The sequence below is a fragment of the Rheinheimera sp. genome, from assembly GCF_030824435.1.
Lineage (GTDB): Bacteria > Pseudomonadota > Gammaproteobacteria > Enterobacterales > Alteromonadaceae > Pararheinheimera.
This window is the reverse complement of sequence record NZ_JAVBXS010000020.1, coordinates 107,664-132,776: the sequence shown is the minus strand read 5'-3', so window position 1 is coordinate 132,776 and position 25,113 is coordinate 107,664. Positions and strand designations below refer to the sequence as shown.

The following is a 25,113-nucleotide window of genomic DNA, read 5'->3' as shown; positions in this document are numbered from 1 at the left end:
ACTCAGCCAGGCCCATTAGCCTAGCCAGGGAGTCGCCTGACGGCGTTGCTTTTCGTATTGGTCAATCTGCGCACTTAAGGTTTCGCTGGCACCGATAAAATCCAGCCCAGACAACAACCGTTGTTTGACGTCCTGATCCATGGCAAAACCTACAGCGGCATTATTGCCCAGCAGAATTTCCTGATTTGCCAAATCAATTTGCCATTGTTGTGGCCCTTGTTTGCAGCGGTTAAACAAAAATTCGATGTTTGACGCGCTTAAACTAATCAGCAACATGCCGTTGTTGACGCTGTTATTAAAGAAAATATCGGCAAAACTTTCGGCAATAACCACGTTAAAACCATATTGCTGAATGGCCCAGGGCGCGTGTTCGCGTGATGATCCACAACCAAAGTTGGTGCGGGTCAGCAAAATGGAAGCGCCTTGGTATTGCGGTTCATTCAGAATAAATTCCGGATTGGCGCTGCCGTCAGCCTGATAACGCCAGTCAAAGAACAACGCTTCGGCAAAACCGTCACGGCTGACTGAGGTTAAAAACTGTTTTGGGATAATTTGGTCGGTATCAACGTTATTTTTATCCAGTGGGCAGACTAAACCCTTTGCAAAAATCTGGCTCATGCCTGCGCTCCTTGAGTGACTGACATCTTAGAAATATCCACAAACTTACCGGCAATAGCGGCTGCAGCTGCCATCGCCGGACTCACTAAATGGGTGCGGCTGCCTCGGCCCTGACGGCCTTCAAAGTTACGGTTGGAAGTGGAGGCGCAGCGCTGACCGGCATCAACGCGGTCGTCATTCATGCCTAAACACATAGAGCAACCAGGTTCGCGCCATTCAAAACCGGCGTTTTTAAATACATCGGCCAAACCTTCAGCTTCTGCCTGACGTTTCACCTGGCCTGAACCCGGCACCACCAAAGCACGTACACCAGAAGCCACTTTTTGGCTGCCAACCACGGCGGCAGCAGCGCGTAAATCTTCAATGCGGCTATTGGTGCAAGAGCCGATAAAGACTACATCAACGGCAATATCAGTCAGCTTCTGACCGGCTTCCAGCCCCATATAGGTTAAAGCGCGTTTGGCAGCATCGGCTTTAATTAAATCTTGAAAAGACTCAGGCGCCGGCACTGGTTGATCGACCGCAATCACTTGTTCCGGATTGGTACCCCAGCTGATTTGTGGCCGGATTTGGCTGCCGTCAATGCTCACCACAGTATCAAACACAGCATCATCATCGGAATACAGCGATTGCCAGTAGGCAACGGCCGCATCCCAGTGTTCTGCTTTTGGCGCATGTGGTTTACCTTGTAAATAAGCAAAGGTGGTTTCATCCGGCGCAATTAAACCGGCTTTGGCGCCCATTTCGATGCTCATATTACACAGCGTCATGCGGCCTTCCATCGTCATGCCACGAATGGCTTCACCACAAAATTCCGCCACATAACCATTGCCACCAGCTGTGCCTAATTTACCGATAATTGCCAGAATCACATCTTTAGGCGTGACAAAAGGCGATAACCGGCCTGTGACTTCCACTTTTAAAGTTTTGGCCACTTGTTGCGGTAAGGTTTGGGTGGCCAGCACGTGCTCTACTTCAGAGGTACCAATGCCAAAAGCAATAGCACCAAAAGCGCCATGGGTGGAGGTGTGCGAATCACCACAGACAATCACCATGCCAGGCTGGGTTAAACCAAGCTCTGGGCCTATCACATGCACTATGCCTTGATCCGGATGATATAAATCCAGCAATTCAATGCCATTTTCAGCGCAGTTGGCGGCCAGTGCTTCCAGCTGTTTGCGCGAGGTTTCACCGGCGGCGTCGTAGCTGCGCACCTGGGTTGAGGTATTGTGATCCATAGTGGCGAAGGTTAAATCCGGCCGCCGTACTTTGCGACCGGCCAGTTTTAAACCGGAAAATGCCTGCGGGCTGGTGACTTCATGGATCAGATGCCGGTCGACAAACAATAAATCGGTGCTGCCGTTTAATGAACCGACCACGTGACTTTGGTAAATTTTTTGGTAAAGGGTACGGCCCATTTTTATGCTCCTGCCTTTTCTGTAGCACGAATGGCGTTAACAATAGCGTTGCCAATATCGTTGGTGCTGTAAGTGGATTGTGGATTGATATCGCGCGTCACAATGCCACGCTCTAAAGTCTGTTCAACGGCTGCTTCAATGGCGCGGGCAGCGGCTTCTTCACCACAGCTAAAACGCAGTAATAAGGCGGCGGATAAAATCTGCGCTACCGGGTTAGCAATGCCCTGGCCCGCGATATCCGGTGCGCTGCCACCTGCTGGTTCATATAAACCAAAATTAGAGCCGTTTAAGCTGGCGGACGGTAACAAACCCAAGGAACCAGCAATAGCAGCAATTTCATCGGATAAAATGTCGCCAAACAGGTTGTCGCACAAAAGCACGTCAAAGTGTTTTGGTGCCCGAATCAGCTGCATTGCGGCGTTGTCGATATACATATGCTCAAGTTCTACGCCCGGATAATCTTTGGCGATGCGTGAAACCACTTCGCGCCACAACACCGAAGTTGCCAGCACATTGGCCTTATCAATAGAAGTCACTTTGTTATTGCGTTTAGTGGCGGCTTCAAAAGCTACGCGGGTAATGCGTTCAATTTCTTTCACGCTGTAAGTCTGGGTATCAAAAGCGCTGTCTTGCGAGCGGCCTTTTTCGCCAAAATAAATGCCGCCGGTCAGTTCACGCACACACAAAATGTCCATGCCCTGACTGCTGGTGCGTGGGTGCAGCGGTGATAATTCGGCAAAAGCCGGGTAAATTTTGCCTGGGCGTAAATTGCAGAATAAATCGAAGGTTTTACGCAGTGGTAATAACGAAGCGCGCTCTGGCTGCTGCGCTGGTGGCAAGCTGGTCCACTTCGGGCCGCCTACTGAGCCAAATAAAATAGCGTCGCTGCGTTTGCACAAAGCTAAAGTGCTCTCAGGCAGGGCTTCACCATGTTCATCAATGGCGGCGCCGCCCACTAAAGCCGCTTCGCTTTGAATAGCAAAACCAAATTTGTTGGATACGACTTCCAACACTTTTAACGCTTGTTGCATCACTTCAGGGCCTATGCCGTCACCGGCCAATACTGCAATTTTGTAGGTTTTCATATGTTTCTCTGGATAAACTCTGTTCCTGGAATCCTGTGTTCATACCGGCCAATTCAGGCCAGTTTTCGCGCTTGTTTTGCTGCATCAATGCGTTTGCTGCGTTCAATCAGGTTTAACACGTGCACATAAGCCAGCACCGACGAACGGACTATGTCGGTAGCCAAGCCGGCACCGTGATAACGACGGCCCTGATATTCGGCGATGATATCGACCTGACCCAAGGCGTTTTCACCTTCACCTTTGGCCTGTAAGTTGTAATCCACCATTTTCACATCCAGTTTGGCTACGCGGTGAATGGCCGAAAATGCGGCTTCGACCGGGCCATTGCCTGTGGCTGCTTCAGTAAATACTTCGTCACCTGCTTTAATGCCAACAGTGGCGCTGGCCACATGGCCGGTGTGGGTGCTGGAGCTTAAAAACTCTAATTGGTAATGTTCGTCGTCATCCTGCAGATTCTGGAAAAACACCAAAGCTTCTAAGTCGTAATCAAAAACCCGGCCTTTTTGGTCGGCAAGCGCGATAAAAGCGGTATAAATCTGTTCTAAATCATAATCTTCTTTGCCATAACCTAATTCGGCTAAACGGTGGGCAATGACGGCGCGCCCAGAGCGTGAGGTCAGGTTTAATTCGTTCTGGCGAATACCAACCTGCTCCGGCGACATAATTTCATAAGTGTTTTGCGCTTTTAACATGCCATCCTGGTGAATGCCCGAGCTGTGGGCAAAAGCGTTTTCACCAACAATGGCTTTGTTTGGCTGAATGGGCATATGGCAAATCTGGCTGACCAGATGGCTGGAGCGGTAAATTTCGGTGCTTTTAATATCGGTATAAAACGGCAATACATCGGCGCGGGTTTTAATAATCATCGCCACTTCTTCCAGCGAACAGTTGCCTGCGCGCTCACCAATACCATTAACGGTACATTCAATCTGCCGCGCACCGGCCTGAATGGCGCTAATGCTATTGGCGACGGCTAAACCTAAATCGTTATGGCAATGCACACTGATAATGGCCTGATCGATATTCGGCACTTTGTTACGCAGGCCGGTGATGATCTGCGCAAATTCATTCGGGATGGTGTAACCAACGGTATCCGGAATATTAATGGTGCGGGCACCGGCTTTAATGGCGGCTTCAACAATACGGCATAAATCATCAATGGGTGTGCGGCCAGCGTCTTCGCAGGAAAATTCCACGTCATCGGTAAAACGACGAGCCAATTGAATGGCAGCAACAGCTTGTTCGGTGGCTTGTTCTAAGGTGCGGCGTAATTTGTATTGTAAATGCAGTGGCGAGGTGGCGATAAAGGTATGAATACGGCGGCGTTCGGCGTCTTTTAACGCGGCGCCACAGGCTTCAATATCGGCGCTGACGGCGCGGGCCAGGCCACAAATAATTGGCCCTTTTACGCTTTGCGCTATGGCCTGCACAGATTCAAAATCGCCGGGGGAGGACACAGGGAAACCCACTTCCATTACGTCGACGTTTAACCTGGCAATGGCATGTGCCAGCTGGATTTTTTGTTTATGGCTTAAGCTGGCGCGTAATGCCTGTTCGCCGTCTCTTAAGGTGGTGTCGAAAATCCAGATTTTGTCTTGGCCGCTCATATTTTGTCCCTCTGTCGCTGATTTGTTATCCCGTTATCAGACCTTGAGGTAACAAAAAACCCCGGCCTGTGGCTCGGGGTTTTTGCTGGTTCCGGTAAACGCGTGTTACCAATGCACAAAACCCCGTGGCCTGAGTAGGAGCACGAGGAGGTTGAGAATAATGGCGTTTACACGGTTTTGGCTGTTCATAAAAATTCTGGTTAATTCGTCAGCAATATGCCTGATGCTTTTAGTAATATCACGGCACTTTTGGAAATGCAACAGTATAGATGGCCAAACCAGCAGGTTTTATTTTGTACAAGCTGCAACTGTGTGGCGAATTTTCTAGCAGTATCATCAGCTTTGTCGTGTCGGTTTATTTGCCGTTTTTGCTGGAAAAAGCAACAAACTGACATTTTTTTGCCGTAAATGGCAAAAATAACATGACAATTTGCCAGACTCAGGCTTAAAATGCGCGCCGTTCTGCCAGTGCTTTCTGCACACATGACTCTGCCCGGGTGGTGAAATCGGTAGACACAAGGGATTTAAAATCCCTCGCTCGAAAGGGCGTGCCGGTTCAAGTCCGGCCCCGGGCACCATTTACTTCCTTCTTGTTGTTTTACACTCCCTGCAAAACCACATTTTTTGTTATCGCACCCGATGCGACCAGCTGCTATAACTAAAAACCAAGTTTGTTTTGCGAAGAGCCTGCCAATGCCGTTTTATTCCGCTGATTTTATTAAAGAAATGCCAAAGTCTGATTTGCACCTGCACCTGGATGGCAGCTTGCGTTTAGAGTCTTTGATCGACATGGCCAAACGCAGCCAGTTAACACTGCCATCCAATACAGTGGCGGGTTTAAAAGAGCTGGTGTTTAAAGAGTCTTATAACAACCTTGGCGAATACCTGCATTGTTTCCAATACACTTGTGGTGTGCTGCGGAACATGGAAAACCTGGAGCAGGCCGCTTACGAGCTGGCCATTGATAACCAGCAGGAAGGCGTTAATTATATTGAAGTGCGTTTTGCGCCACAGCTGCTGATTGATTTACCAGCAGGTATTGATTTTGACAAAGTCATGCATGCAGTGAACAACGGCTTAAAACGTGCGCAAACTGAATATAATCAACAAGCTGCGGTTATTGCCGGCGACAAACCACCTTTTGCGTATGGCATTATCAACTGCGCCATGCGGATGTTTGGCGACAAAGGTTTTTCCCCTTATTACACCAATTTGTTCCAGCTGATGCGCGATTTTGAACCTATGCAGGTGATTAAACTGGCGGCGATGGAACTGGTGCGTGCCAGTGTACGTTTGCGCGATGAAGAGGGTGTGCCGATAGTGGCGCTGGATTTAGCCGGGCAGGAGTCAGGTTATCCGGCACATAATTTTAAAGAAGTGTATGAATATGCCCATCAACACTTTTTGTTAAAAACCCTGCATGCCGGTGAAGCTTATGGCGCCGAGTCGGTGTTTGAGGCTATTACTGAATGTTACGCCGACCGTATTGGTCATGGTTATTCGATGTTTATTCCTGACATGATTAAAGACCCGAATATCACCGATAAACAACGTTATATCAAAGAACTGGCGTCTTATATTGCCGATAAACGTATTGCCATTGAAGTCTGTCTGACGTCCAACCTGCAGACCAACCCTGCCATTACCGATATCAAACAACATAAATTCCGCGATATGCTGGAAAACCGCATGGCAACAGTGATTTGTACTGACAACCGTTTGGTGTCGAACACTACGGTCAGCCGTGAATATCAGCTTGCTGTTGATAACTTTGATATTCCGCTGAAACGCTTAAAAGACATAGTGGCTTATGGTTTTAAAAAGAGCTTTTTCCCGGGCAGTTATGTGGAAAAACGCGAATATGCCAAACAGTGTCTGGAGTATTTTGACAAGGTAGCGCGTAAATACGGTTTTATTTATTAAGCCGTTTTATTGCTGAGCCAGCTGGCTCCAGGTTTTTTGTTGCAGAGGGCGCAGCTGCGGTGGCATAAACACCGCAGTTCAGGCCTGATTATTATGGTGATCAACCCCAATTTTGCGCTCTGTCAGCGGGATTAATAAAGCAAAATGCACCCCTTTGGGCACGTCTTCCACCAGGTCAATACGGCCTTTGAGCGCCTGGGTAATTAAGTTATACAAAATGTAGGTTCCTAAACCGCTGCCGCCTTGTTGCCGGTTGCTGGTGACAAAAGGATCCCACAATTTGGGTTTGATTTTTGGATCTATACCTTTGCCGTTATCGTAATAATTCAGCTGCAGGTAGTTGGGTTGCAGCCGGGCTTCAATGCGGATTTCACCTTGTGCTTGCCCGGCAAAACCATGGATCAATGAATTCATAATCAGATTGGTAAAAATCTGCGAATAAACGCCCGGAAAGCTATACAGCTGCAGCGCCGGGTCTATATCCAGTGTCACCTGATAAGCGCCTTTTTTCAGTTGGGGTCGCAACGACAACACAATATTTTGCAAATATTCCAATAAATAAAACTCACGCGCTTCTTCGGTCGACTGGTCAATGGCAACCATTTTAAAACTGCGGATTTGTTCAGCGGCGCGCTCCAGATTCTTTAGGATAATCAGCGCACTTTCATTCAGTTCACCAATATGCTTTAACAAACTTGATTTGCTTAAAGTGCCATCCTGCAGCTCTTCAGTCAGATGTTGTGTCAGGTAGGTTAAATGGGTCACGGCCGTCATTGCCACACCAACAGGGGTATTGATTTCATGGGCTACGCCGGCCACCAGACCACCGAGTGATGCCAGTCGCTCGCGCTCAACCAATGCACTTTGGGTGCTTTTTAAATCATTCAGGCTGTTTTCCAATTGGGCGGTACGTTCAGCAACTTTTTGCTCCAGCGTTTTATTCAGCTCAAGCACTTGTTGTTCTTTGTCTTGTTGCAGCTGGTTAATGTGCTGAATGACATCAAGCATGCTGTTAAAAGAACGGATAAAAATAGCCAGATCAGGATCATCAGACAGCTGCGCTCTGCGGCTGTAATCTTTGGTATCGGCAATAGATCCGGTGACAGCCCGCAGGTCGGCCAGTGGTTGTAATAAAGAACGGCTCAGCCGCAATGCCAGCCAGCTTGCAAGCACTATGGCAATCAGCACTGCCATAAAAACTAATGCATAACTTTGGGTTAATTTGCGTTCCATTGGAACTAAGTTGCTGTCTAACAACAAATAACCGATGACGTTGTTATCCAGGGTCACAGGCGTTACCAGCCGGTAAAAACCAGGAACATGAATGGGCTGCTGATATTCTGCCGGGTTTATCTGCGCTGGTGCCGCAGGACCATATGACGCAAATAGCCGTTGTTGTGTGCCTTCAGTTTTATATAAAGCTGCCCGCAAAATATCGGGTGATTGTTGCAGCGATTTTAATAACAGGGACGCACTTTCCTCCTGATCAAACATCATGGCGGCAGCGCCCATATCAGCCAGCACTTTGGATTGTGAACGACTGTATGCCTCCATCTGAATTTGAAACTGATTACTAATGTTCCAAAGCACCGGCAATACAACCAGACAAAGACTCAACAAAGCAACCAGCACAAAACCCCAGAATACTTTGTGCTGAAACGACACTTTTTTCATAATTTTGCCCTTTGCCTGGCAATAGACAACAACGCTGGATTTACCTGTAAACCTGACTGCTGCAAGCTGTCGCTGTTGACATACAATAAAATCCGGCCTTGCTCAACTACCAAATCCACCTGCGAATAAGGGTTGGCTGCAAGCTGAGGAGCGGCAATTCGTAAGATATGCGGTTGATTAAGTTGTGGCAGCTCAGTCCAGCCCATATCTGACGGATCAGCCGTCAGATACAACACCCGGCACCACTGCAGCTGTTCGCCGGCTTCAGCTAAGGATATTTCTGCCGGATCCAGAGCAAGGATATGTACCGGCAATGACTGGATGGTTTTGTCTTTGGTGCCCTGTTGCAGCTGGTTGGTGAGTTTGGGTTGCGACTGGCCAAGCAGGCAAATCTGAAAGCTGCTGCCGTTAAGTTGAGGCCATTGCACAAACCTGGCTAAGTTAAAAATATAAGCCGCCTGTACACCAATAAACTTTTGTTGATCCAAAGCCTGTTCTGTTGCCGCCGGAGTCGCGAAACTCAGACAAAAGCTGGTCAGCAAGCAAAAGACTTTCCAGTGCTCAAGTACTCTGATCTGTGCTTTAACTTTTATTTCAGACCACCTTGTCATTTAAGATACTGATTCCTAAACTGCTATTTACATCAGATTTTAGTCAATTAGTGTCAATATGCATCAACTAAATCGAATTATTCCTGTCATTGGCGTCTGTCTGATCCCGGTTTCAGCTGTAGCCCAGACTTCTGATGATTTATTCGATTTGTCATTGGAACAACTGGCCGAAGTGTCTGTGGTCACTGCAGGCAAGTATCAGCAGGATTTAGCTAAAGCCGCAGCTGTGATGACGGTATTAGATACCAGCCGCATCCGCAATCTGGGTGCAGAAAACCTGCAGCAATTGCTGCAGCAGGTCAGCAGTTTTTATATGACAGGTTCGCATTTTTTTCCGCGTAATGTTGCCTCTATTCGCGGCAACCTGTTAACCCATGCCGATAATCATGTGTTGTTATTATTAAATGGCCGGCCCATGCGCGAGAGTTATTCCGGCGGTATTAATTTTGCGATTTACAACGCATTCCCATTACAGGCTATTGAGCGGGTTGAAATTATTCGTGGGCCTGGATCAGTACTTTATGGTTCTAACGCTTATGTTGGTGTGATTAATCTGGTGACGGCGAAACAAATTCCGGCTGAACTACAGCTTGGGATTGGTGAGCAGGGACAACAAAACGTCGGGCTGGCTGGCCATTTGCAGCAGCAGGAATGGACGGTCAATCTGGCGGCAAAATTGCAGCGGGACGATGGCTGGCCATTTCGCTCCTTTGATAACAACAGGCAGTGGCGTCAAATCGATTATGGTCAGCAAAATCTGGGTTTGTTTGCTTCTGCCAGTTATCAGAGCTGGCAGCTTGACTGGAACCTGACGCGCAGTCAGCAGGACTTTTTTGGCGCTGCAACCAGCTGGACTGGTGGTATTGCTCCCGATCAGCGGGAAGTGGACAGCAGTCGTCAGCATCTGGCATTGCAACATCAATGGCAACAACAGCAAGACTGGTGGTTACAAAGCAGCCTGAGTTGGGCACGTTTGGATTTTTCCCATTACAACTATGATGCTTTTGCCAATGACATGTTGCTGGAGCTGGATCAGCACTGGCAGGCCAGCAGCAGATGGAAATGGCAGGCAGGCGCCGCACGCTGGTGGCAACAATTCGGCACCAGAGCAGGCCTTGCCGCGGCGCCTGTTGCTGATACCCACAATATAAGAGATACCGCTTATTTACAGGCGGATTGGCAGTTGCTTGATAACTTTAGTCTTTCGTCCGGGCTGCAGTTTAACCATAGCGAGCGTAGTGGCAGTGACTGGTTACCGCGACTAGGGTTGGTGTGGCAAGTATCTGAAAAATGGGGTTTTAAGCTGCTACAGGCCAGCGCTTATCGCGACCCTTATGCAGTGGAAACCGACTTTAATATTGTACTTCGTAATGCCGCAGGGCAAATAACCGGCGGTTTGCGCGGCAATCCGAAATTAATGGCTGAACAAATCAAAAGTACCGATCTGCAATGGTTTTTACAAAATCCGCAGTTTAATCTGTCGTTGACTTTTTTTCACAGCGAAGCGCGGGATCTGATCAGCAGGCAGCGGGCACCCGACAGAGTGATTGATTTTGTGAATCAGGGTCAGATGCAATTAAAGGGCATTGAACTTGAAGCGCAACAACAGTGGGCTGAACATATCAGGTTCAGCACTGCCGTGACTTATCAACAAAATAAGGTCAATACAATTGAAGATTTTACCACTGTGCCGAACTGGCTGGCGAAGTCTTCACTGGAGCTGGTTTTGCCGCAGCCTTATGGCAATGTGACTCTGTTGTGGAGTTATACCGGCAGCGCCACCGATATTGCCGTCCGTAATCCCAACAGGTTACAGCTAAATCCTCCTGCCGCTGCATATCATGGTCTGGATTTACACTGGCGTTTAGCGTTAAACCCCTGGTTTGCAACTTTACCTGAAGGTACTGAACTTCGAACCTATGTTGCCAATATGCTGGATGTCGATATTTATCAACCCGAATTTGTTGGCCAGACCATCAATACTATCCCTGCCGCAGCGGGCCGGCGTGTCCGGCTGAGTCTGCACCTGCCGTTCTAAGTAAAAAAGATATGCTGTAACTTACTGATAAATAATGAAAATATTTAATATCTCCTAAATCCCACCTGAGTGTCGCAAAAAAGATACACGATAAGTCATTGAATAATATGAAAATTAATAATACCCCTTGAACGCTGTCGCTAATTAGCAACAGATCACAGAGGGTATTGTTGTTTATTTCAGAAAAAAATAAAAACAACATATGTAACGAATTGATTTTTAATAACAAAAATTTATTTTTAAAAGTTGGCACGACGACTGCATTGAAGAGATTGTCCAGGTAAATAACGCAAGTGATACACAAGGTTCCACTTCCGTTTTTTACCTGATGAAACAAGCAGAGTAGTTAAAAAATTTAAGCCCGGTCCAATGACTGGCAACATGACAGAGGTACACCATGGACACATTTTTAATCGCAGCAGCAGTATTTTTCGTGATTAATGCTTTAGTGTTTGTTACTTATTTACGCAAGATCGACGTCAACGGCACTGCCGTACGTCAACTGGAAAAAGCGCAGTTTGCTGATGCATATGCCCGTCAGTCTGCCAAAATCCGTAAAGCCCGTGCTGCTGGTGTTGCTGCCCGCGCTTAATCTGAGCTGATGCCAAAGCATCAACAAGCAAATTCCTGAAAAAGGCCGGTTTAAACAACCGGCCTTTTTTTATGTACAGGATGTACGGTATGCCGAGAGCGCAGGAGCAGCTTTTTGGCGATGTACAGGATGTACGGTATGCCGAGAACGCAGGAGCAGCTTTTTGGCGATGTACAAGGCAACCACTCTGCAGGAGGGGGTATCAGGGCTGCAGGAGCAAAAGCCGTTGATGTTGTTTTACCAAACCCAAATAGCTTGTTTTTTACGCTGCTTTTTTATCTCGTCTGGTTTTGTGATGTGCTGATGTTATAACAGCATGTGCGATTAGGTTTGGCCGCACCGTTAAATCCGTTATGATAGGCTTTTGTTGGCTTCCCTTGTTCCGGAGCACTGGCTTCTATGCGTATGCCATTTCAGCCTGCGTCACTCAGGCAATTTATTTTATTAAGTTTTTTTCTGGCATTAATTCCACTGGGCGTGCTGCTTTGGCAAAGTAACAGCGCTTTGTCAGACGTCAGCCGTTATGCGGTTGCTGAAGCGGAAAGTTCGGTCGACAGCGTTAAAGTCACGGAAAACATGCAGAACCTGGTGATTGATATTGAAAGGGCGGTACGTCAGTTTAGTATTTTACGCACTGAAGCTTTGGGGCGGCTGGCCGGCACCCATTTGCGCAATTATCAACAAATGCTCGATACCGTCTGTCAGAGCCTCGATGCCAAAGAGTTGTGTGAACAACAACAACGACAGCTGGCGGTGTTATTACAGGTGTATCCACAAAGCAGTATTGAAGAATTGTCACCTGTACTGGTGGCACTGCGGCAAAATCAGGCACAACTGACCGAACAAACCTGGAAGTTGTTAGAGCTTCGGCTGCAAACCCAGCAAAATTATGTGGTTGATGCCCAGAACCAGCTGGCATGGCAAAGTGTGGCGCTGGTGATCCTGACATTATTTCTGGTGCTCTGGGCATCTGCCCGTATTGCTTCGCCTATTAAACAACTGGACACCATGATCCGCTCTGTCGGTCAGGCCAGCCATCATTTCCCGAATGAAAAAGTGGAAGGGCCACGTGAACTGACTGAGTTGGGGGAACAGCTGCGCTGGTTAGCATCACGTTTACAGCAGCTGGAAGCATTGCGGCTGATTTTATTACGCCATGCGTCGCATGAGTTAAAAACCCCTTTGTCCAGTATCCGCGAAGGTTGTGCGCTGCTTTCTGAACAGCTGGTGGGCAGCCTGAATCCCCAACAGATGGAAGTGGTGACTTTATTAAATGGCAGCGCCGACCGGCTTAGTCAGTTAACAGAGCAACTGCTGGATTACAACAGATTATTACAACAAGCCAAACCAGAATTTGGCTGGCATGACAGTCAGCAACTGTTACAAAGCTGTTTTAACGACCATGCACTTTCATTGCAACAACGCCAGCAATATATCGAGTTAGACTGCCAGTTACCGCGTATTTATACCGATGCCATGTTGTTCCGCCGTATTCTTGATAACCTGATCAACAACGCTCAGGCTTATGGTGGGGAGGGCAGTCCGGTCTGGGTGGTGCTCAGGCAACACGATAAGTTTATGTTGCTTGATGTTGCTAATAACGGTACTCCTATTCCGGCAGAAATGCGGGCTAAACTGTTTGAACCTTTCCAGCGTGGCACAGCGCCGCGTTTTGATGCGGTACAGGGTTCAGGTTTAGGCTTATCTATTGTGGCCGACTGCGCCCGTTTGCTGGGTGGTCTGGCTGAAATTGTTGATGTGAATTATGCCGATGTGTGTATCCGCATCCGTTTACCTTTGGTTGAGGAAGAGTTATGAAGTTATGGTCAGTGCTGGCTGGGACTGTGTTGCTGGCAGGATGTCAGGGTGGCCCGGTGCAATTGCCTGTGGTGCACAAACCCTTGCCGGCACCGGAAAAAGTAGTGGAGTTGCCGCGTCAGGCACCCGAGCCGGTGAAACCTGTGCTGGCGATCAGCGATGACGCTCTGAGTTTAACGGCCTGGGCACAGTTTCGCAGTGAATTACTTGCCATGAATGGCAAACAGCGGGATGCGTTAAGCAAAGAACTGGCGCCTTCTGCCGTCAGCAATTTGCAGCAGTTACTGATCCGCATTCACCCCGATACCCCTTATGCCGTGCGTTTTAAAGCCCAGATGCAGCTCGGCGAACAGTTGACCACTTTACCCAAAGGCCTGGCTGAATTATTACGCTGGGATTACGCCTATAACCAAAAGTTGCTGGAGTCAGAGTCTGCGGTGAAAGCTTTGGGGCGGCTGAATGGTCAGCAGCAGGACAATCTGGACCGCTTACAAAAACAAAATGCCGATCTGCAAAAGAAAATTGATGCTTTGACTCAGATTGAAGCCAAGCTCAACCAAAATGGCGGAGGTTAACCATGAGTGGTAATAACGCCCGTTTATTGTTGGTTGACGATGATCCAAGCTTGTTGCGTTTAATGACACTGCGCTTAGAAGGTGAAGGTTATCAGGTGATTAGCGCAGATTGTGCTGAAACTGCTTTAACTTTATTGGCGAAAAACCCGGTGGATGTGGTGCTGAGTGACCTGCGCATGCCGGGTCTGGACGGTATGGCACTGTTTGACGAAATTGCCAAACGGAACCCGGGTTTACCTGTGGTGCTGATGACAGCCCACGGTTCTATTCCGGAGGCTGTTGCCGCCACACAGCGTGGTGTTTTTGGTTTTTTAACCAAACCACTGAACAATGTTGAGCTTAGGGATATTCTGCAAAAAGCTGTGCATCAGTCGCATGTGCCAAGTAAAGATGAGTGGCGCCAGGCCATAGTGACGCGCAGCAAAGGCATGGAACAGCTGTTGGAGCAGGCTTACCGTGTTGCACAACGTGACGTCAGTGTGCTGATCACTGGCGCCAGCGGTACAGGTAAAGAACTGTTGGCCAAGGCGATTCATCAGGCCAGTCCAAGAGCTCGCCGGCCTTTTGTGGCTATTAACTGTGGTGCTTTGCCGGAACATTTGCTCGAGTCTGAATTATTTGGTCATACCAAAGGTGCTTTTACCGGCGCTGTGACTGAACATAGCGGTTTATTCCGCGAAGCCGACGGCGGCACATTGTTTCTGGATGAAATTGGCGATATGCCGCTGCCGCTGCAAGTGAAGTTGTTGCGCGCTTTACAGGAGCGGCAAATCCGCCCTGTTGGCAGCGCCAAGTCTATTCCTATTGATGTGCGGATTATTTCCGCCACCCACCGCGACTTAAAACAGGCGATGCAGGAGCAAAGTTTCCGCGAAGATTTGTATTACCGCTTAAATGTGGTGAATTTGCAGTTACCGACTTTGCGCGAGCGGGCCGAAGATATTCCGCTGCTGGCGCGCCATGTGCTGGCGCAAAGTGGTGAACGCCATCATGTGCAGGTGAACAGGTTTTCGGAAGATGCGATGCAGGCGCTGGTGACGGCGCAGTGGCCCGGCAATGTGCGTCAGCTGGTGAACGTGGTGGAACAATGTGTGGCCTTAACCAGCAGTCCGGTGATTAGTCTGGCATTAGTGGAACAGGCGCTGGCACAAAACCGCAGCTTCTGGCCAACTTTAAGTGAAGCGCGTGACCAGTTTGAACGGCAATATCTGGTGCGGGTGCTCAAAATGTCAGAAGGTAATGTCACCCGTGCTGCTGAATTGGCGGGACGTAACAGAACCGACTTTCATAAACTGCTGAAAAAACATGAGCTCAGTGCAGCCCAGGTGTCAGAACAAGGCGATGAGCCGGAATAAATAACCAAGGCGCCCAGGCGCTTTTATCAGAGGAGTCAGACAGATGCATGAAAACTTTGCTGTCGAACCCGAAGTCCTGAAAACCAAAATTACCGCTGAAACAGCCCGCATCAGTTGGCTGGAACTGCAAAAATTTTATGCTTCAGGTGCAGTGTTGCAGGTCAGTCCACAACTGGATTTGGTTGATGTGGCTTACGCTTTTGCCGTGGATGATAAAACTCAGGTTGCCAGTTGGTTGGCGCAAAGTTTAATCGAGCGGGTAGCACCAGCGCAGGCGCAATTGTGGTTTGAACAAAAAGCTGAGCTTTGGGCTGTGGTGATTTCCCCCTGGGTATTGGTACAAAGCACAGAACGTGAAATGCATTAAGCCAATATGACAAAGCCGGTGAGCTGCTGATTTTACAGTAACTGTGCATTTGCTTTGGCCAGCCAGCAGCCTGCTGTTAAAGCTGGCTTTCAACAGATGGCAGGCACTACACTGACATCAGATTGTCACCCGCCTGGCAGCGCTGCAGTCGCCGGCGAACTGTGGAGAATATTATGGCTGATGTACGGGGTCCGGCGGCATGGATGCGGTTGCTGGCGCAAGTGAAATTGCCAGCAATTCAAAGTGTTGTACTTGAAGTCTGTCAGCTCAATGACAGGGCTGAAAGCAGTGCCGATGATTTGGCGCAGATCATTCTGCGCGACGCCAGCCTGACGTCGAAAGTGTTACGGGTTGCCAACACAGTGCACTACAACAGATCCAGCAAACCTATCCAAACTGTGTCGCGTGCCATAGTGCAAATTGGTTTTGTTGAAGTAAAAAACATCACTTTAGCCAGTGTGTTGATCGATAGTTTCCTCACCGGCAAACCTAAAACTTTGTTATTGCAGCGGCTGGCCCGTTCATTTCATGCGGCGGTGCAGGCAAGGGCTATGGTGCCCAAACTGGACAGCGAGCGCAGGGAGCAGGTGTTTATTGCTGCTTTGTTGCGCCATGTCGCTGAGCTGGCTTTGCTGGCGAGCGGAGAGCCTGCGGCTGAGCAGTTTATTGTGGAGCGGGATCTGTATCCGGACGATGAACATGCCATAGCGATGAAATATCTGGGTGTTGGCATAGACACATTAAACAAAGAGCTGGTGAAAGAATGGAAGCTGGGTGATATGTTGCAGGAGGTGGTGAACCCCGGACCGAAAGCCAATGCCATCAGTACAGTGATCAATTTGGCCGACAGTATCAGTCAGAACATTATGCAGGGGCTGACCTCACCTCAAATGACCCGCAATTGCCAACAACTGGCAATGATGTGTCAGTTAAAGCTGGAAGAAAGCCAACAACAAATTTTGCTGATGGCTGACGAAGCTGCGGTGGTCGCCAGTAGTTATGGTGCTGACAAAATTTTGCCGCAGTTACCGGACCGGCAAAAAGTGCTGGAAGTCACGGCGCAATATTCAGTCACAGATTTTGAGCTGGTGCGTCATCTGAACATGCTGTTTAAGTTGTTCACCCTGCAGGACAATTTGTCGAAAATTCTGCATTCGGTGGTGCTGTGTTTGCACGAAGGGGCGCAGTTACCCCGTGTCAGCCTGATGTTGATGGACTACAAAAGCAAGTCGTTTGAACCCCGTTATGTGGCTGGGCGTGACACGCTGTTATGGCGCCAGCAATTAAAAATTGAACTGGATAAACTGCAAAAAAGTGAGTTATTACATGATTTGTTGTTACATCAACAGCCGATCTGGCGACAACAAAATACTCTGAGTCAGCCGCTTGGCCGGCTTGAAGTATTGTTGCCCAATGATGGTGATTGTTTGGTGGCCAGTTTAAAAGTGGAAAAACGTATTTTTGCTTTGTTGTATGCCGATGCTGCCGGCCGGGCCATCAGCGCCCGCCAGTTCGCCGAGTTTCAGCTGGTGGCGCAAACGCTGCAGTTGATGTTGCAATATCACGACAATAATCAAAACCCACAAGCTTAATATTGTTGTACCCGGCACAGCCAGAGTCAGGGTAAAACAACGTTGCTCCATCAAGCTTTGCAGGCAACAAACCGCATGGCACTGCTGCTAATTCCAGAAAATAAAAAAAGGGAGCTGGTACAGGCCAGCTCCCAAGCTGCAGAAAAGCATAAACACCGTGGAGTCCGGATCCTTCCGTAAACCGTGCAAGTACAGTTTGTCTTCCTGACGCAAAATACTATACAAGCCAGATTACTCAATTGCAAATAATTCTCATTTAAATTATGCTATTTTTCACTTCAGCCCGCAGCAGGGGTTGGGGCCGTTTAGCCGTGGCAGGGAGAAAAACATGCAGGATATGCAAACCGTGATACCTATGCAGTTGCTGCTGATGTTATTTATGTTGTTGCCGGGTTTGGTACTGCTGGGTATTGATTATCTGCTTTATCAGTCGGTAGACAGACGCATTCTGTTGCTGGCGGTTTTGATGGCTTTGTTGTTGTTTTTTTGTTCTTTATTAAAAGCTACTGCAACAGCTTAGCCTGGCTATTGCGGCACCGGCAAAAAGCAACAATACTAGGCGTTAACATCAGGGTGTCGGAACACTGCGGCTATGTGGATAAGGTGGGTACTGGTTTATTGTTGTTGCTGGTTCTGCGCCGCACCACTTTGGGCACAAAGCAGTTTCGACCTTCATAATGGTCATACAGCGACTGAACCCGTTGTAGTTTACAGCCGTTTTTTACAATTATCCCGCCAACACCCCGGTTTATCTCAGGCCACTGCGCTGACCCAAGACCAACAAGGTTTCCTCTGGATTGGCACCCAACATGGTTTATACCGTTATGACGGTCAGGAAATTGAAGCTTTCCGCGCCAATCCGGGTGACAACAATAGTTTATCAGCCGACTGGATCTCCAGTTTATTGGTTGACCGTCGTGGTCAGATTTGGATAGGTACCCGTTATGGCGGGCTTAATCTGTTTGATCCTGCAACAGAAACATTCAGCCGTATTCAGTTGCCGCGGGGCAATGGTGTGGCACAGCAGGTTGAAATCAGTGCTTTATATCAGGATGGCCAACACGAAATTTGGGTGGGCACCTATGGTGCCGGTTTGTTACGCTGGCAGGTGGAAAAGAAAGAGCTGGAATCAGTCCAGCTGCCTGGTGTGGCCAGCGAAATTGATGGTTTATACATCAATACCCTGTTCCGTGATCTGGACGGTTATTTGTGGATAGGCACAGGTAATGCGCCGCTTCGCAGCAGAGGACAATCCAAAGGTGGCGCTTTACGCTGGCATCCACAGCGCCTGGATAAACAGTTATTTAGTGTGCAAAATTCGGCCTTAACAGCGGCTGCAGTGACAGCCATTAAAACCGACCCAGCCGGTCAGATCTGGCTCAGTAGTTATGGTGGCGGTTTGTATCATTATCAGCCCAGCTCGGCCAAACTTAAGGCTGTGCAGGCACAACCCAAAGACCTTGCTGCAGGTTTAATTACCGATTTTGGTTTTAGCGCCGATGGGGCACTTTGGGTCAGCAGTTATGATCAGGGGCTTTGGTTATTACCGGCAGAAAAACAGCAGTGGCAACAGTTTAAAGCCAACCCTATGGTGCCTTATCAGTTGCAAAGCAACAATCTGACCGGCTTGTTATTGGACGTGCAGGGCTCTTTGTGGTTAAAAAGCCCGGCCGGACTTTTTGCCTTGTCGGCGATGGCGCAAAAAGTCCGTTCTTTACCTTCAGACCCCAGCAATCCAAAACTGCTGGCGCATAATGATGTGTTTGCCATTACCGCCGCGCCCGAAGGTAAATATTGGCTGGCCAACAGAGACGGTGGTGTCGCTGAATTTGACCCGGCAACGGCCAGTGTTCAGCGTTGGCCTATTCTGGTGGCTGCCGATTTAAAACGTAAACCCACTTTGGCGCGGCATGTATTGCAGGATCCGGCCGGTGTTATCTGGATAGGCACTGACGTAGGTTTGTTTCAGCTCGACCGGCAAAGTGGTCAATGGCAGCCTTACCCTTTAACGGCGGAACCTGAGCAGCCAAATATAGGTGTGTTGTATTTAGATGGTTTAAAACAACTTTGGGTCGGTACCCGCGGTGACGGTTTATTTTTGCTTAAACCCGGCGATATCAGGCATTACCGGCAGGATCCGGCGTCAGACACCGGCCTTGGCAGCAACACCATCAGCACTTTGCAGTCGGACAGCTACCACGATTTATGGATAGGTTATGCCGATCAGGGCATTTCCAGATTACAACATAAAACCGGCAAAATTCAGAGCTGGCGTGAGGGTGATGGCAAGGGCGCAGGTTTACGTTTTAACGGCATTCAGCTGATTTATCAGGAAGCAGGTGAACTTTGGGTCCGGGCCGGCAATATTAATCACAGAGTGCTCAGAGACAACAATAATCCTGACATTATCGAAGGTTTTAAATCATATCTGGGTGCGGAAGATGCCGACATCAAACTGCGTCAGGCTTTTCATTTTTTATGGTTATACCGTAACAGCTTGCAGCAGGACCTGGTGCAGTTTGGCGAAGCCCATGGTTTTATGGCAACCACTTGGATTGGTTCCTGGTTGATCAACAAAGAGGGGATGCATCTGCGTGGTGGTAATCAGGGGCTGGATTATTATCAGCCCGCGCTGATGCCGGCGCCTCCCCAACCTTTGGTGGCCAGATTAACGGGTTTTAACCTGTTTAATAAAAAAGTACGGCCGCAAAATAGTGCTGATGCCGTGTTACAACGTGCCATTGGTTACGCTGAGCAAATCCGTCTTGATTATGAACAGGATATGTTCACACTGCAGTTTTCAGCGCTGGATTATGTGCAACCCCAACAAACGCGATACAGATACCGGTTGATTGGTTTTGACCGCGACTGGATAGAAACTGATGCCAACAGCAGGCGCGCCACTTACACCCGGCTGGCGCCCAATGATTATCAGTTTGAAGTGATGGCAAAAAGTCCGGGGCAAGACTGGCAGCAGGCGACTGTCAGTAAAGTACAAATCCGCATTCTGCCACCCTGGTGGTTGACCTGGTACAGCAAGCTGGCGGCGTTGCTGTTGTTATTTGGCAGTATCTGGCTGTTTTTACAATACCGGCTGCGGAATGAACGCAAAACCCGCAACTGGCTCGAGCAGGTCGTCAGCAGCCGCACTCTTGAGCTGCAGACGCAGAACCAGGCACTGGCCGATTCATACCGCGATATGACCTTGTTACAAATGTTGGTCAAACAAATTACTGCGTCTTTGGATTTGCAGGAAATTTTGTTTTTATGTCATCAGAGCCTGAACGAAATTATGGATGTGCATGTGCTGGCTATTGGCATTTACCGGGCGGAACGCCAGTCGCTGGATTTTAGTCATTGGCTGGAAAACGGTCGGCTGATGGCGCCTTTTGAACTGAAATTACAACCTGAACTACATCTGGCGTCGGTTTGTTTTAATCAACAACGGGAAATGAATATCCAAAAGCGGCAGGAGTTTTTAAATTTTCTGGCAGAAATTCCACAACCGCTGATGGGGGAGCCTATGCAGTCGGTGTTGTATTTACCCCTGATAGTCAATGGCGAAAAAATTGGCTGCCTGACGTTACAAAGCCCGGTGATGGAAGCCTTTACCCCACAACAAATTAACCTGGTGCGCACTCTGGCCAGCAATATTGCTATTGCAGTGGCGAATGCCAACATAGTAGCGCGGCTGCAACAAACCCAACAACAACTGGTGATGCAGGAAAAAATGGCATCTTTGGGGGGCTTGGTGGCGGGCGTGGCGCATGAGGTCAATACCCCTTTAGGTATTTGTGTTACAGCCGTCAGTCATCTGCACAGTGAACTGAATGTGGTGAACAAAGCCCATCAGCAACAGCAGTTGGGTATGTTAGCTTTTAGCCGTTTTCTGGAAACAGCCAGCGCTACAGTGGAGATCCTCAGCAACAATATTCAGCGTGCTGCTCAGCTTATCAACAGTTTTAAACAGGTGGCGGTGGATAAATCGGCCAGTAGTGCCAGAGAATTTGATTTAACTGCCTATCTGCAGGATGTCATGGCTTCGTTACAGCCAGAGCTGAACCGGTGCCATTGTCAGTGGCAGATTGAAGCTGAAAAGGGGTTAACTTTGTATGCCGACGCTGGTTCGCTGGCGCAGTTACTGACGCATCTGGTGATGAATTCATTGCAACATGGTTTTACTGAAGCTATGCAGTTGCCACCCAATATTGAACTGAAACTCAGTCGTCAGGGCGGGCAAATTCAGTTTGATTATCGCGACAATGGTGTTGGTATGGACAGCGACACGCTCAAACGTTTATTTGACCCCTTTTTCACCACCAAACGCAGTGCAGGTAACAGTGGTCTGGGAGCCCATATCGTCTACAATCTGGTCACAGCGCAGCTGGGTGGCAGTATTTATGTCAGCAGTGAAACTGGTCAGGGTGTGTACTATCGTATTTTGTTGCCGTTACAGCGGCGACCCGAATAAAAGCAGCTACTTTTCATCTTGCAATTATCTTTCGAATGGATAAAATGACTTTCGAGTTTGTTATTTATCTTTCGAATCGAAACTTAAGCGGAAACTGATGAATAAACGTAATACCCAACAACGCCGCAGAGCCATTCTGGAACTGCTGAACCAACAAGGTGAAGTCAGCGTTGATGAACTGGCGTTACGTTTTGAAACTTCTGAAGTGACCATTCGAAAAGATTTAACAGCGCTGGAAGACAACGGTTTATTGTTGCGTAAATACGGTGGTGCAGTGCCGCTGCCACAAGAGCTGATGGCCGAAACTGCAGGTAAAATTTCTGCGCGTAAACAGGCGCTGGCCAAAGCGGCCGCTGGCCTTATCCGTGACCACTACCGCATTATTATTGACAGTGGTAGCACCACTGCCGCTTTGTTGCCGGAGCTTTCCGCCAAACAGGGTTTAGTAGTGATGACCAACTCGCTGTTTATTGCCAACAGCTTGCGTGAGCTGGAACACGAACCCAAATTATTAATGACAGGTGGCAGCTGGGACGCTCAGTCTGAGTCTTTTCAGGGCCAACTGGCGGAACAAGTGCTGCGCGCTTACGACTTTGATCAGCTGTTTATTGGTGCCGATGGCATTGATTTACAACGTGGTACTACCACTTTTAACGAACTGACCAGCTTAAGCCGGGTGATGGCCGAAGTGGCGCGTGAAGTGGTGGTGATGGTCGAATCCGATAAAATCGGCCGCAAAATTCATAATCTCGAACTGCCGTGGACGGCGATAAAAATCCTGGTAACAGACGACAAGTTACCCGACACGGCAAAAAGGCAAATAGAACAGCAGGGTGTCAAAGTGATTTGTGCCCCTGTGCAACCCAATACGGAATTTTCGGAGTAAATATGTGTGGAATAGTAGGCGCAGTAGCGCAACGTGATGTAGTCGACATTCTGGTGGAAGGTTTACGCCGCTTAGAATACCGTGGTTATGACTCTGCCGGTGTTGCAGTAGTTGGCCCTACCGGCGAGCTGCAGCGTATCCGCCGTTTAGGCAAAGTCAAAGAACTGGCTGACGCGGTAAAGCTGACGCCAACACCAGGCGGCACTGGTATTGCCCACACCCGTTGGGCCACTCACGGTGAGCCTTCAGAGCGTAACGCCCACCCTCATGTTTCCGGCAAAATTTCTGTGGTGCACAACGGTATTATTGAAAACCACGGCCCGCTGCGTGAAATGCTGAAAGCCAAAGGTTATGTGTTTAATTCAGACACCGACACTGAAGTCATTGCGCACTTAGTGGAAGAAGAATTAAAAACGGCTGAATCTTTGTTAGCCGCAGTGCAAAAAGCAGTGAAACAATTTAATGGTGCCTATGGCACTGTATTAATGGACAAAACCGACCCAAGCCGTTTAGTAGTTGCGCGTTCAGGCAGCCCGCTGGTAATTGGTTTAGGTATTGGCGAAAACTTTATTGCGTCCGATCAGCTGGCATTATTGCCGGTGACCCGTCGTTTTATGTTTTTAGAAGAAGGCGATGTGGCGGAAATTACCCGCACCACAGTGCGTATTTTTGATAAAAACGGTGTGGCCGTTGAGCGGACTGTGCATGAGTCGAACGTCAGTTATGATGCCGGCGACAAAGGTCAATACCGCCACTTTATGCTGAAAGAAATCTATGAGCAGCCAAATGCTATTAACAACACGCTGGAAGGCCGTTTAAGCAATGATTCAGTGCTGGACGAAACCTTTGGTAACGGCGCTGCTGAACTGTTTAAAAAAGTAAAACATATTCAAATAGTTGCTTGTGGTACTTCTTACCATTCCGGCATGGTAGCGCGTTATTGGCTGGAATCTTTAGGTGGCATTTCCTGTAACGTTGAAATTGCGTCTGAATTCCGTTACCGCAAATCTTTTGTGCAGCCAAACAGCCTGTTAGTCAGCATTTCCCAATCCGGTGAAACGGCCGACACATTAGCAGCGCTGCGTCTGGCCAAAGAAGCCGGTTATGTGGGTAGTTTGTCTATTTGTAACGTGGCTGGCTCATCCTTGGTGCGTGAATCAGATTTAGCCTTTATGACCCGCGCCGGTGCCGAAATTGGTGTTGCCTCTACCAAAGCTTTTACCACCCAGTTAGTAGGTTTAGCCATGCTGACGCTGGCCATTGGTAAATACAATGGTTTAACCGCAACTCAGCAAAAAGAGATGGTTGAAGCGCTGCGTTCATTACCAGCCAAGTTAGAACAAACACTGGAACTGGCTGGCAGCATTGAAAAGCTGGCGGAAGAATTTGCCGATAAGCACAACTCCTTGTTCCTGGGGCGTGGCGACCAGTACCCCATTGCAATGGAAGGTGCGCTGAAACTCAAAGAAATTTCTTATATTCACGCTGAAGCTTATGCGGCAGGTGAGTTAAAACACGGCCCGCTGGCGCTGATTGACGCCCAGATGCCAATTATTGTGGTGGCACCTAACAACGAACTGCTGGAAAAACTGCAGTCCAACGTGGAAGAAGTGCGCGCCCGTGGTGGTATTTTGTATGTGTTCGCCGACGTGAACGCCCACTTTAAATCAGACGCCACCCAACGTGTTGTCAACGTGCCACACGTACACCCACTGATAGCGCCCATTATCTACACTATTCCGCTGCAGTTACTCAGCTACTACGTTGCCATTATTAAAGGCACAGACGTAGATCAGCCGCGTAACCTGGCAAAATCTGTCACTGTGGAATAATTTAAGTCTTTGTTTTTAATGAAAACCCGGTTGATGCCGGGTTTTTTTATTGTTTAGAGAAGACACGAGCACTGTTATGCAACTGATTAATCTACGCCAAAGGCCGGCCGACATTAAGCTTATCGCACCCTGGCATTTTGCCGAGTGGGGCGCCTTGTTTCCTGAGCGAACCCTGGCGGACTTTGCGGCAGAATTAGCCTTATGCCTGACCGAAGATACAGTGCCGCAAAGCTGGTTGTTGCTGGATGAGGCTGGAGAGGTTGTTGGTACTGGTTCGTTATTAGTGCACGATATGGCCACCAATCATGAACTCAGCCCCTGGCTGGCCAATATTTATCTGCGGCCCGAGGTGCGCGGACAAGGTTTAGGCACATGGCTGGTGCAACAGTTGATGCAGCAGGCCGCATTGCTGCACATCAACACCTTGTATCTGTTTACCGAAGATCAGCAGGCATTTTATCAGCGTTTGGGCTGGCAGCTGCATCATACCGAATGGTATGAAGGCCATTGGGTGACTGTGATGCAGTGTCAGCTTGCTGTCAGGGAGTGAACGACAATCACAACCAGCCATCAGAGCCCAAAGCTTGTATTTGCCGCTGTTGATGCTCTTATTGAGATGGCCTGGTCAGTGTAAAAGCTTCAGGTTTAGCA

19 protein-coding genes and 1 tRNA gene are annotated in these 25,113 nt (G+C 48.6%); 14 read left to right on the top strand and 6 right to left on the bottom strand.

Translation table 11 applies throughout. The annotated features are described in order from the left end of the window. Positions 1-15: 15 nt before the first annotated feature. Genes leuD through leuA form a run of 4 tightly spaced genes read right to left on the bottom strand, consistent with a single transcriptional unit; the run spans position 16 to position 4,728 of the window. A complete protein-coding gene (gene leuD, locus RCH83_RS04485) occupies positions 16-618 on the bottom strand; it encodes a 3-isopropylmalate dehydratase small subunit (RefSeq protein WP_306519452.1) in 603 nt (200 codons plus the stop codon). After that, positions 615-2,036: a 3-isopropylmalate dehydratase large subunit gene (leuC, locus tag RCH83_RS04480; protein WP_306519450.1), complete on the bottom strand. Its 1,422-nt coding sequence runs from the start codon at positions 2,034-2,036 to the stop codon at positions 615-617. The genes leuD and leuC overlap by 4 nt, the downstream gene beginning before the upstream one ends. A gap of 2 nt (positions 2,037-2,038) precedes the next feature. Continuing rightward, positions 2,039-3,121, bottom strand: a complete 1,083-nt coding sequence (gene leuB / locus RCH83_RS04475) for a 3-isopropylmalate dehydrogenase (protein ID WP_306519448.1) — start codon at positions 3,119-3,121, stop codon at positions 2,039-2,041. A gap of 53 nt (positions 3,122-3,174) precedes the next feature. Next, entirely contained in the window at positions 3,175-4,728 is a 1,554-nt protein-coding gene (leuA, locus tag RCH83_RS04470; protein ID WP_306519446.1) for a 2-isopropylmalate synthase, read from the bottom strand. 491 nt (positions 4,729-5,219) lie between these two features. Here leuA and RCH83_RS04465 point away from each other — a divergent pair. Together RCH83_RS04465 and RCH83_RS04460 are read left to right on the top strand one after the other, a co-directional pair. Continuing rightward, positions 5,220-5,306: transfer RNA gene (locus tag RCH83_RS04465), tRNA-Leu, on the top strand. Positions 5,307-5,421: 115 nt separating this feature from the next. Next, positions 5,422-6,651, top strand: coding sequence for an adenosine deaminase family protein (locus RCH83_RS04460; protein WP_306519444.1), 1,230 nt, complete (start codon positions 5,422-5,424; stop codon positions 6,649-6,651). A 78-nt stretch (positions 6,652-6,729) separates the two neighbouring features. Here the strand turns inward: RCH83_RS04460 and RCH83_RS04455 are convergent, their stop codons facing one another. Together RCH83_RS04455 and RCH83_RS04450 are read right to left on the bottom strand one after the other, a co-directional pair. After that, complete coding sequence (locus tag RCH83_RS04455) at positions 6,730-8,325, bottom strand: ATP-binding protein (protein ID WP_306519442.1); 1,596 nt, start codon at positions 8,323-8,325, stop codon at positions 6,730-6,732. Beyond that, positions 8,322-8,936, bottom strand: a complete 615-nt coding sequence (locus RCH83_RS04450) for a YfiR family protein (RefSeq protein ID WP_306519440.1) — start codon at positions 8,934-8,936, stop codon at positions 8,322-8,324. The genes RCH83_RS04455 and RCH83_RS04450 overlap by 4 nt, the downstream gene beginning before the upstream one ends. A 58-nt stretch (positions 8,937-8,994) precedes the next feature. Between RCH83_RS04450 and RCH83_RS04445 the strand changes: the two genes are divergently transcribed. From RCH83_RS04445 to RCH83_RS04390, 12 genes are all read left to right on the top strand, one after another. Continuing rightward, entirely contained in the window at positions 8,995-10,974 is a 1,980-nt protein-coding gene (locus RCH83_RS04445; RefSeq protein ID WP_306519438.1) for a TonB-dependent siderophore receptor, read from the top strand. A gap of 397 nt (positions 10,975-11,371) precedes the next feature. Next, positions 11,372-11,566 (top strand): hypothetical protein, encoded by a 195-nt coding sequence (locus RCH83_RS04440; RefSeq protein ID WP_306519436.1) that lies wholly within the window; start codon positions 11,372-11,374, stop codon positions 11,564-11,566. 399 nt (positions 11,567-11,965) lie between these two features. Then, a complete protein-coding gene (locus RCH83_RS04435) occupies positions 11,966-13,384 on the top strand; it encodes a HAMP domain-containing sensor histidine kinase (protein ID WP_306519434.1) in 1,419 nt (472 codons plus the stop codon). Further along, on the top strand, positions 13,381-13,959 hold the full coding sequence (locus RCH83_RS04430) for a hypothetical protein (protein WP_306519432.1): 579 nt from the start codon (positions 13,381-13,383) through the stop codon (positions 13,957-13,959). The genes RCH83_RS04435 and RCH83_RS04430 overlap by 4 nt, the downstream gene beginning before the upstream one ends. Positions 13,960-13,961: 2 nt before the next feature. Beyond that, positions 13,962-15,314 carry a sigma 54-interacting transcriptional regulator gene (locus RCH83_RS04425; protein ID WP_306519430.1) on the top strand — a complete coding sequence of 451 codons (1,353 nt, stop codon included), beginning with the start codon at positions 13,962-13,964 and terminating at the stop codon, positions 15,312-15,314. A gap of 43 nt (positions 15,315-15,357) precedes the next feature. After that, entirely contained in the window at positions 15,358-15,681 is a 324-nt protein-coding gene (locus RCH83_RS04420; RefSeq protein ID WP_306519428.1) for a DUF2288 domain-containing protein, read from the top strand. A 173-nt stretch (positions 15,682-15,854) separates the two neighbouring features. Next, positions 15,855-17,273: an HDOD domain-containing protein gene (locus RCH83_RS04415; RefSeq protein WP_306519426.1), complete on the top strand. Its 1,419-nt coding sequence runs from the start codon at positions 15,855-15,857 to the stop codon at positions 17,271-17,273. Positions 17,274-17,601: 328 nt separating this feature from the next. Then, on the top strand, positions 17,602-17,793 hold the full coding sequence (locus RCH83_RS04410) for a hypothetical protein (RefSeq protein WP_306519424.1): 192 nt from the start codon (positions 17,602-17,604) through the stop codon (positions 17,791-17,793). A 72-nt stretch (positions 17,794-17,865) separates the two neighbouring features. Continuing rightward, entirely contained in the window at positions 17,866-21,744 is a 3,879-nt protein-coding gene (locus RCH83_RS04405; RefSeq protein WP_306519422.1) for a two-component regulator propeller domain-containing protein, read from the top strand. 97 nt (positions 21,745-21,841) lie between these two features. Further along, positions 21,842-22,630: a DeoR/GlpR family DNA-binding transcription regulator gene (locus RCH83_RS04400; RefSeq protein ID WP_306519420.1), complete on the top strand. Its 789-nt coding sequence runs from the start codon at positions 21,842-21,844 to the stop codon at positions 22,628-22,630. Between the two features lie 2 nt (positions 22,631-22,632). Next, positions 22,633-24,462, top strand: coding sequence for a glutamine--fructose-6-phosphate transaminase (isomerizing) (glmS, locus tag RCH83_RS04395; RefSeq protein ID WP_306519418.1), 1,830 nt, complete (start codon positions 22,633-22,635; stop codon positions 24,460-24,462). A 76-nt stretch (positions 24,463-24,538) separates the two neighbouring features. Continuing rightward, positions 24,539-25,012 carry a GNAT family N-acetyltransferase gene (locus tag RCH83_RS04390; protein ID WP_306519416.1) on the top strand — a complete coding sequence of 158 codons (474 nt, stop codon included), beginning with the start codon at positions 24,539-24,541 and terminating at the stop codon, positions 25,010-25,012. The last annotated feature ends 101 nt before the right edge of the window (positions 25,013-25,113 follow it).

Excerpts from the sequence above, each read along its gene's own strand:
- RCH83_RS04420 (WP_306519428.1), top strand. The coding sequence starts at position 15,358 with ATGCATGAAAACTTTGCTGTCGAACCCGAAGTCCTGAAAACCAAAATT.
- RCH83_RS04410 (WP_306519424.1), top strand. The coding sequence starts at position 17,602 with ATGCAGGATATGCAAACCGTGATACCTATGCAGTTGCTGCTGATGTTA.
- RCH83_RS04435 (WP_306519434.1), top strand. The coding sequence starts at position 11,966 with ATGCGTATGCCATTTCAGCCTGCGTCACTCAGGCAATTTATTTTATTA.
- RCH83_RS04405 (WP_306519422.1), top strand. The coding sequence starts at position 17,866 with ATGTGGATAAGGTGGGTACTGGTTTATTGTTGTTGCTGGTTCTGCGCC.
- RCH83_RS04430 (WP_306519432.1), top strand. The coding sequence starts at position 13,381 with ATGAAGTTATGGTCAGTGCTGGCTGGGACTGTGTTGCTGGCAGGATGT.
- leuC (WP_306519450.1), bottom strand. The coding sequence starts at position 2,036 with ATGGGCCGTACCCTTTACCAAAAAATTTACCAAAGTCACGTGGTCGGT.
- leuD (WP_306519452.1), bottom strand. The coding sequence starts at position 618 with ATGAGCCAGATTTTTGCAAAGGGTTTAGTCTGCCCACTGGATAAAAAT.
- RCH83_RS04425 (WP_306519430.1), top strand. The coding sequence starts at position 13,962 with ATGAGTGGTAATAACGCCCGTTTATTGTTGGTTGACGATGATCCAAGC.
- leuB (WP_306519448.1), bottom strand. The coding sequence starts at position 3,121 with ATGAAAACCTACAAAATTGCAGTATTGGCCGGTGACGGCATAGGCCCT.
- RCH83_RS04455 (WP_306519442.1), bottom strand. The coding sequence starts at position 8,325 with ATGAAAAAAGTGTCGTTTCAGCACAAAGTATTCTGGGGTTTTGTGCTG.
- leuA (WP_306519446.1), bottom strand. The coding sequence starts at position 4,728 with ATGAGCGGCCAAGACAAAATCTGGATTTTCGACACCACCTTAAGAGAC.
- RCH83_RS04460 (WP_306519444.1), top strand. The coding sequence starts at position 5,422 with ATGCCGTTTTATTCCGCTGATTTTATTAAAGAAATGCCAAAGTCTGAT.
- glmS (WP_306519418.1), top strand. The coding sequence starts at position 22,633 with ATGTGTGGAATAGTAGGCGCAGTAGCGCAACGTGATGTAGTCGACATT.
- RCH83_RS04445 (WP_306519438.1), top strand. The coding sequence starts at position 8,995 with ATGCATCAACTAAATCGAATTATTCCTGTCATTGGCGTCTGTCTGATC.
- RCH83_RS04450 (WP_306519440.1), bottom strand. The coding sequence starts at position 8,936 with ATGACAAGGTGGTCTGAAATAAAAGTTAAAGCACAGATCAGAGTACTT.
- RCH83_RS04415 (WP_306519426.1), top strand. The coding sequence starts at position 15,855 with ATGGCTGATGTACGGGGTCCGGCGGCATGGATGCGGTTGCTGGCGCAA.
- RCH83_RS04390 (WP_306519416.1), top strand. The coding sequence starts at position 24,539 with ATGCAACTGATTAATCTACGCCAAAGGCCGGCCGACATTAAGCTTATC.
- RCH83_RS04400 (WP_306519420.1), top strand. The coding sequence starts at position 21,842 with ATGAATAAACGTAATACCCAACAACGCCGCAGAGCCATTCTGGAACTG.
- RCH83_RS04440 (WP_306519436.1), top strand. The coding sequence starts at position 11,372 with ATGGACACATTTTTAATCGCAGCAGCAGTATTTTTCGTGATTAATGCT.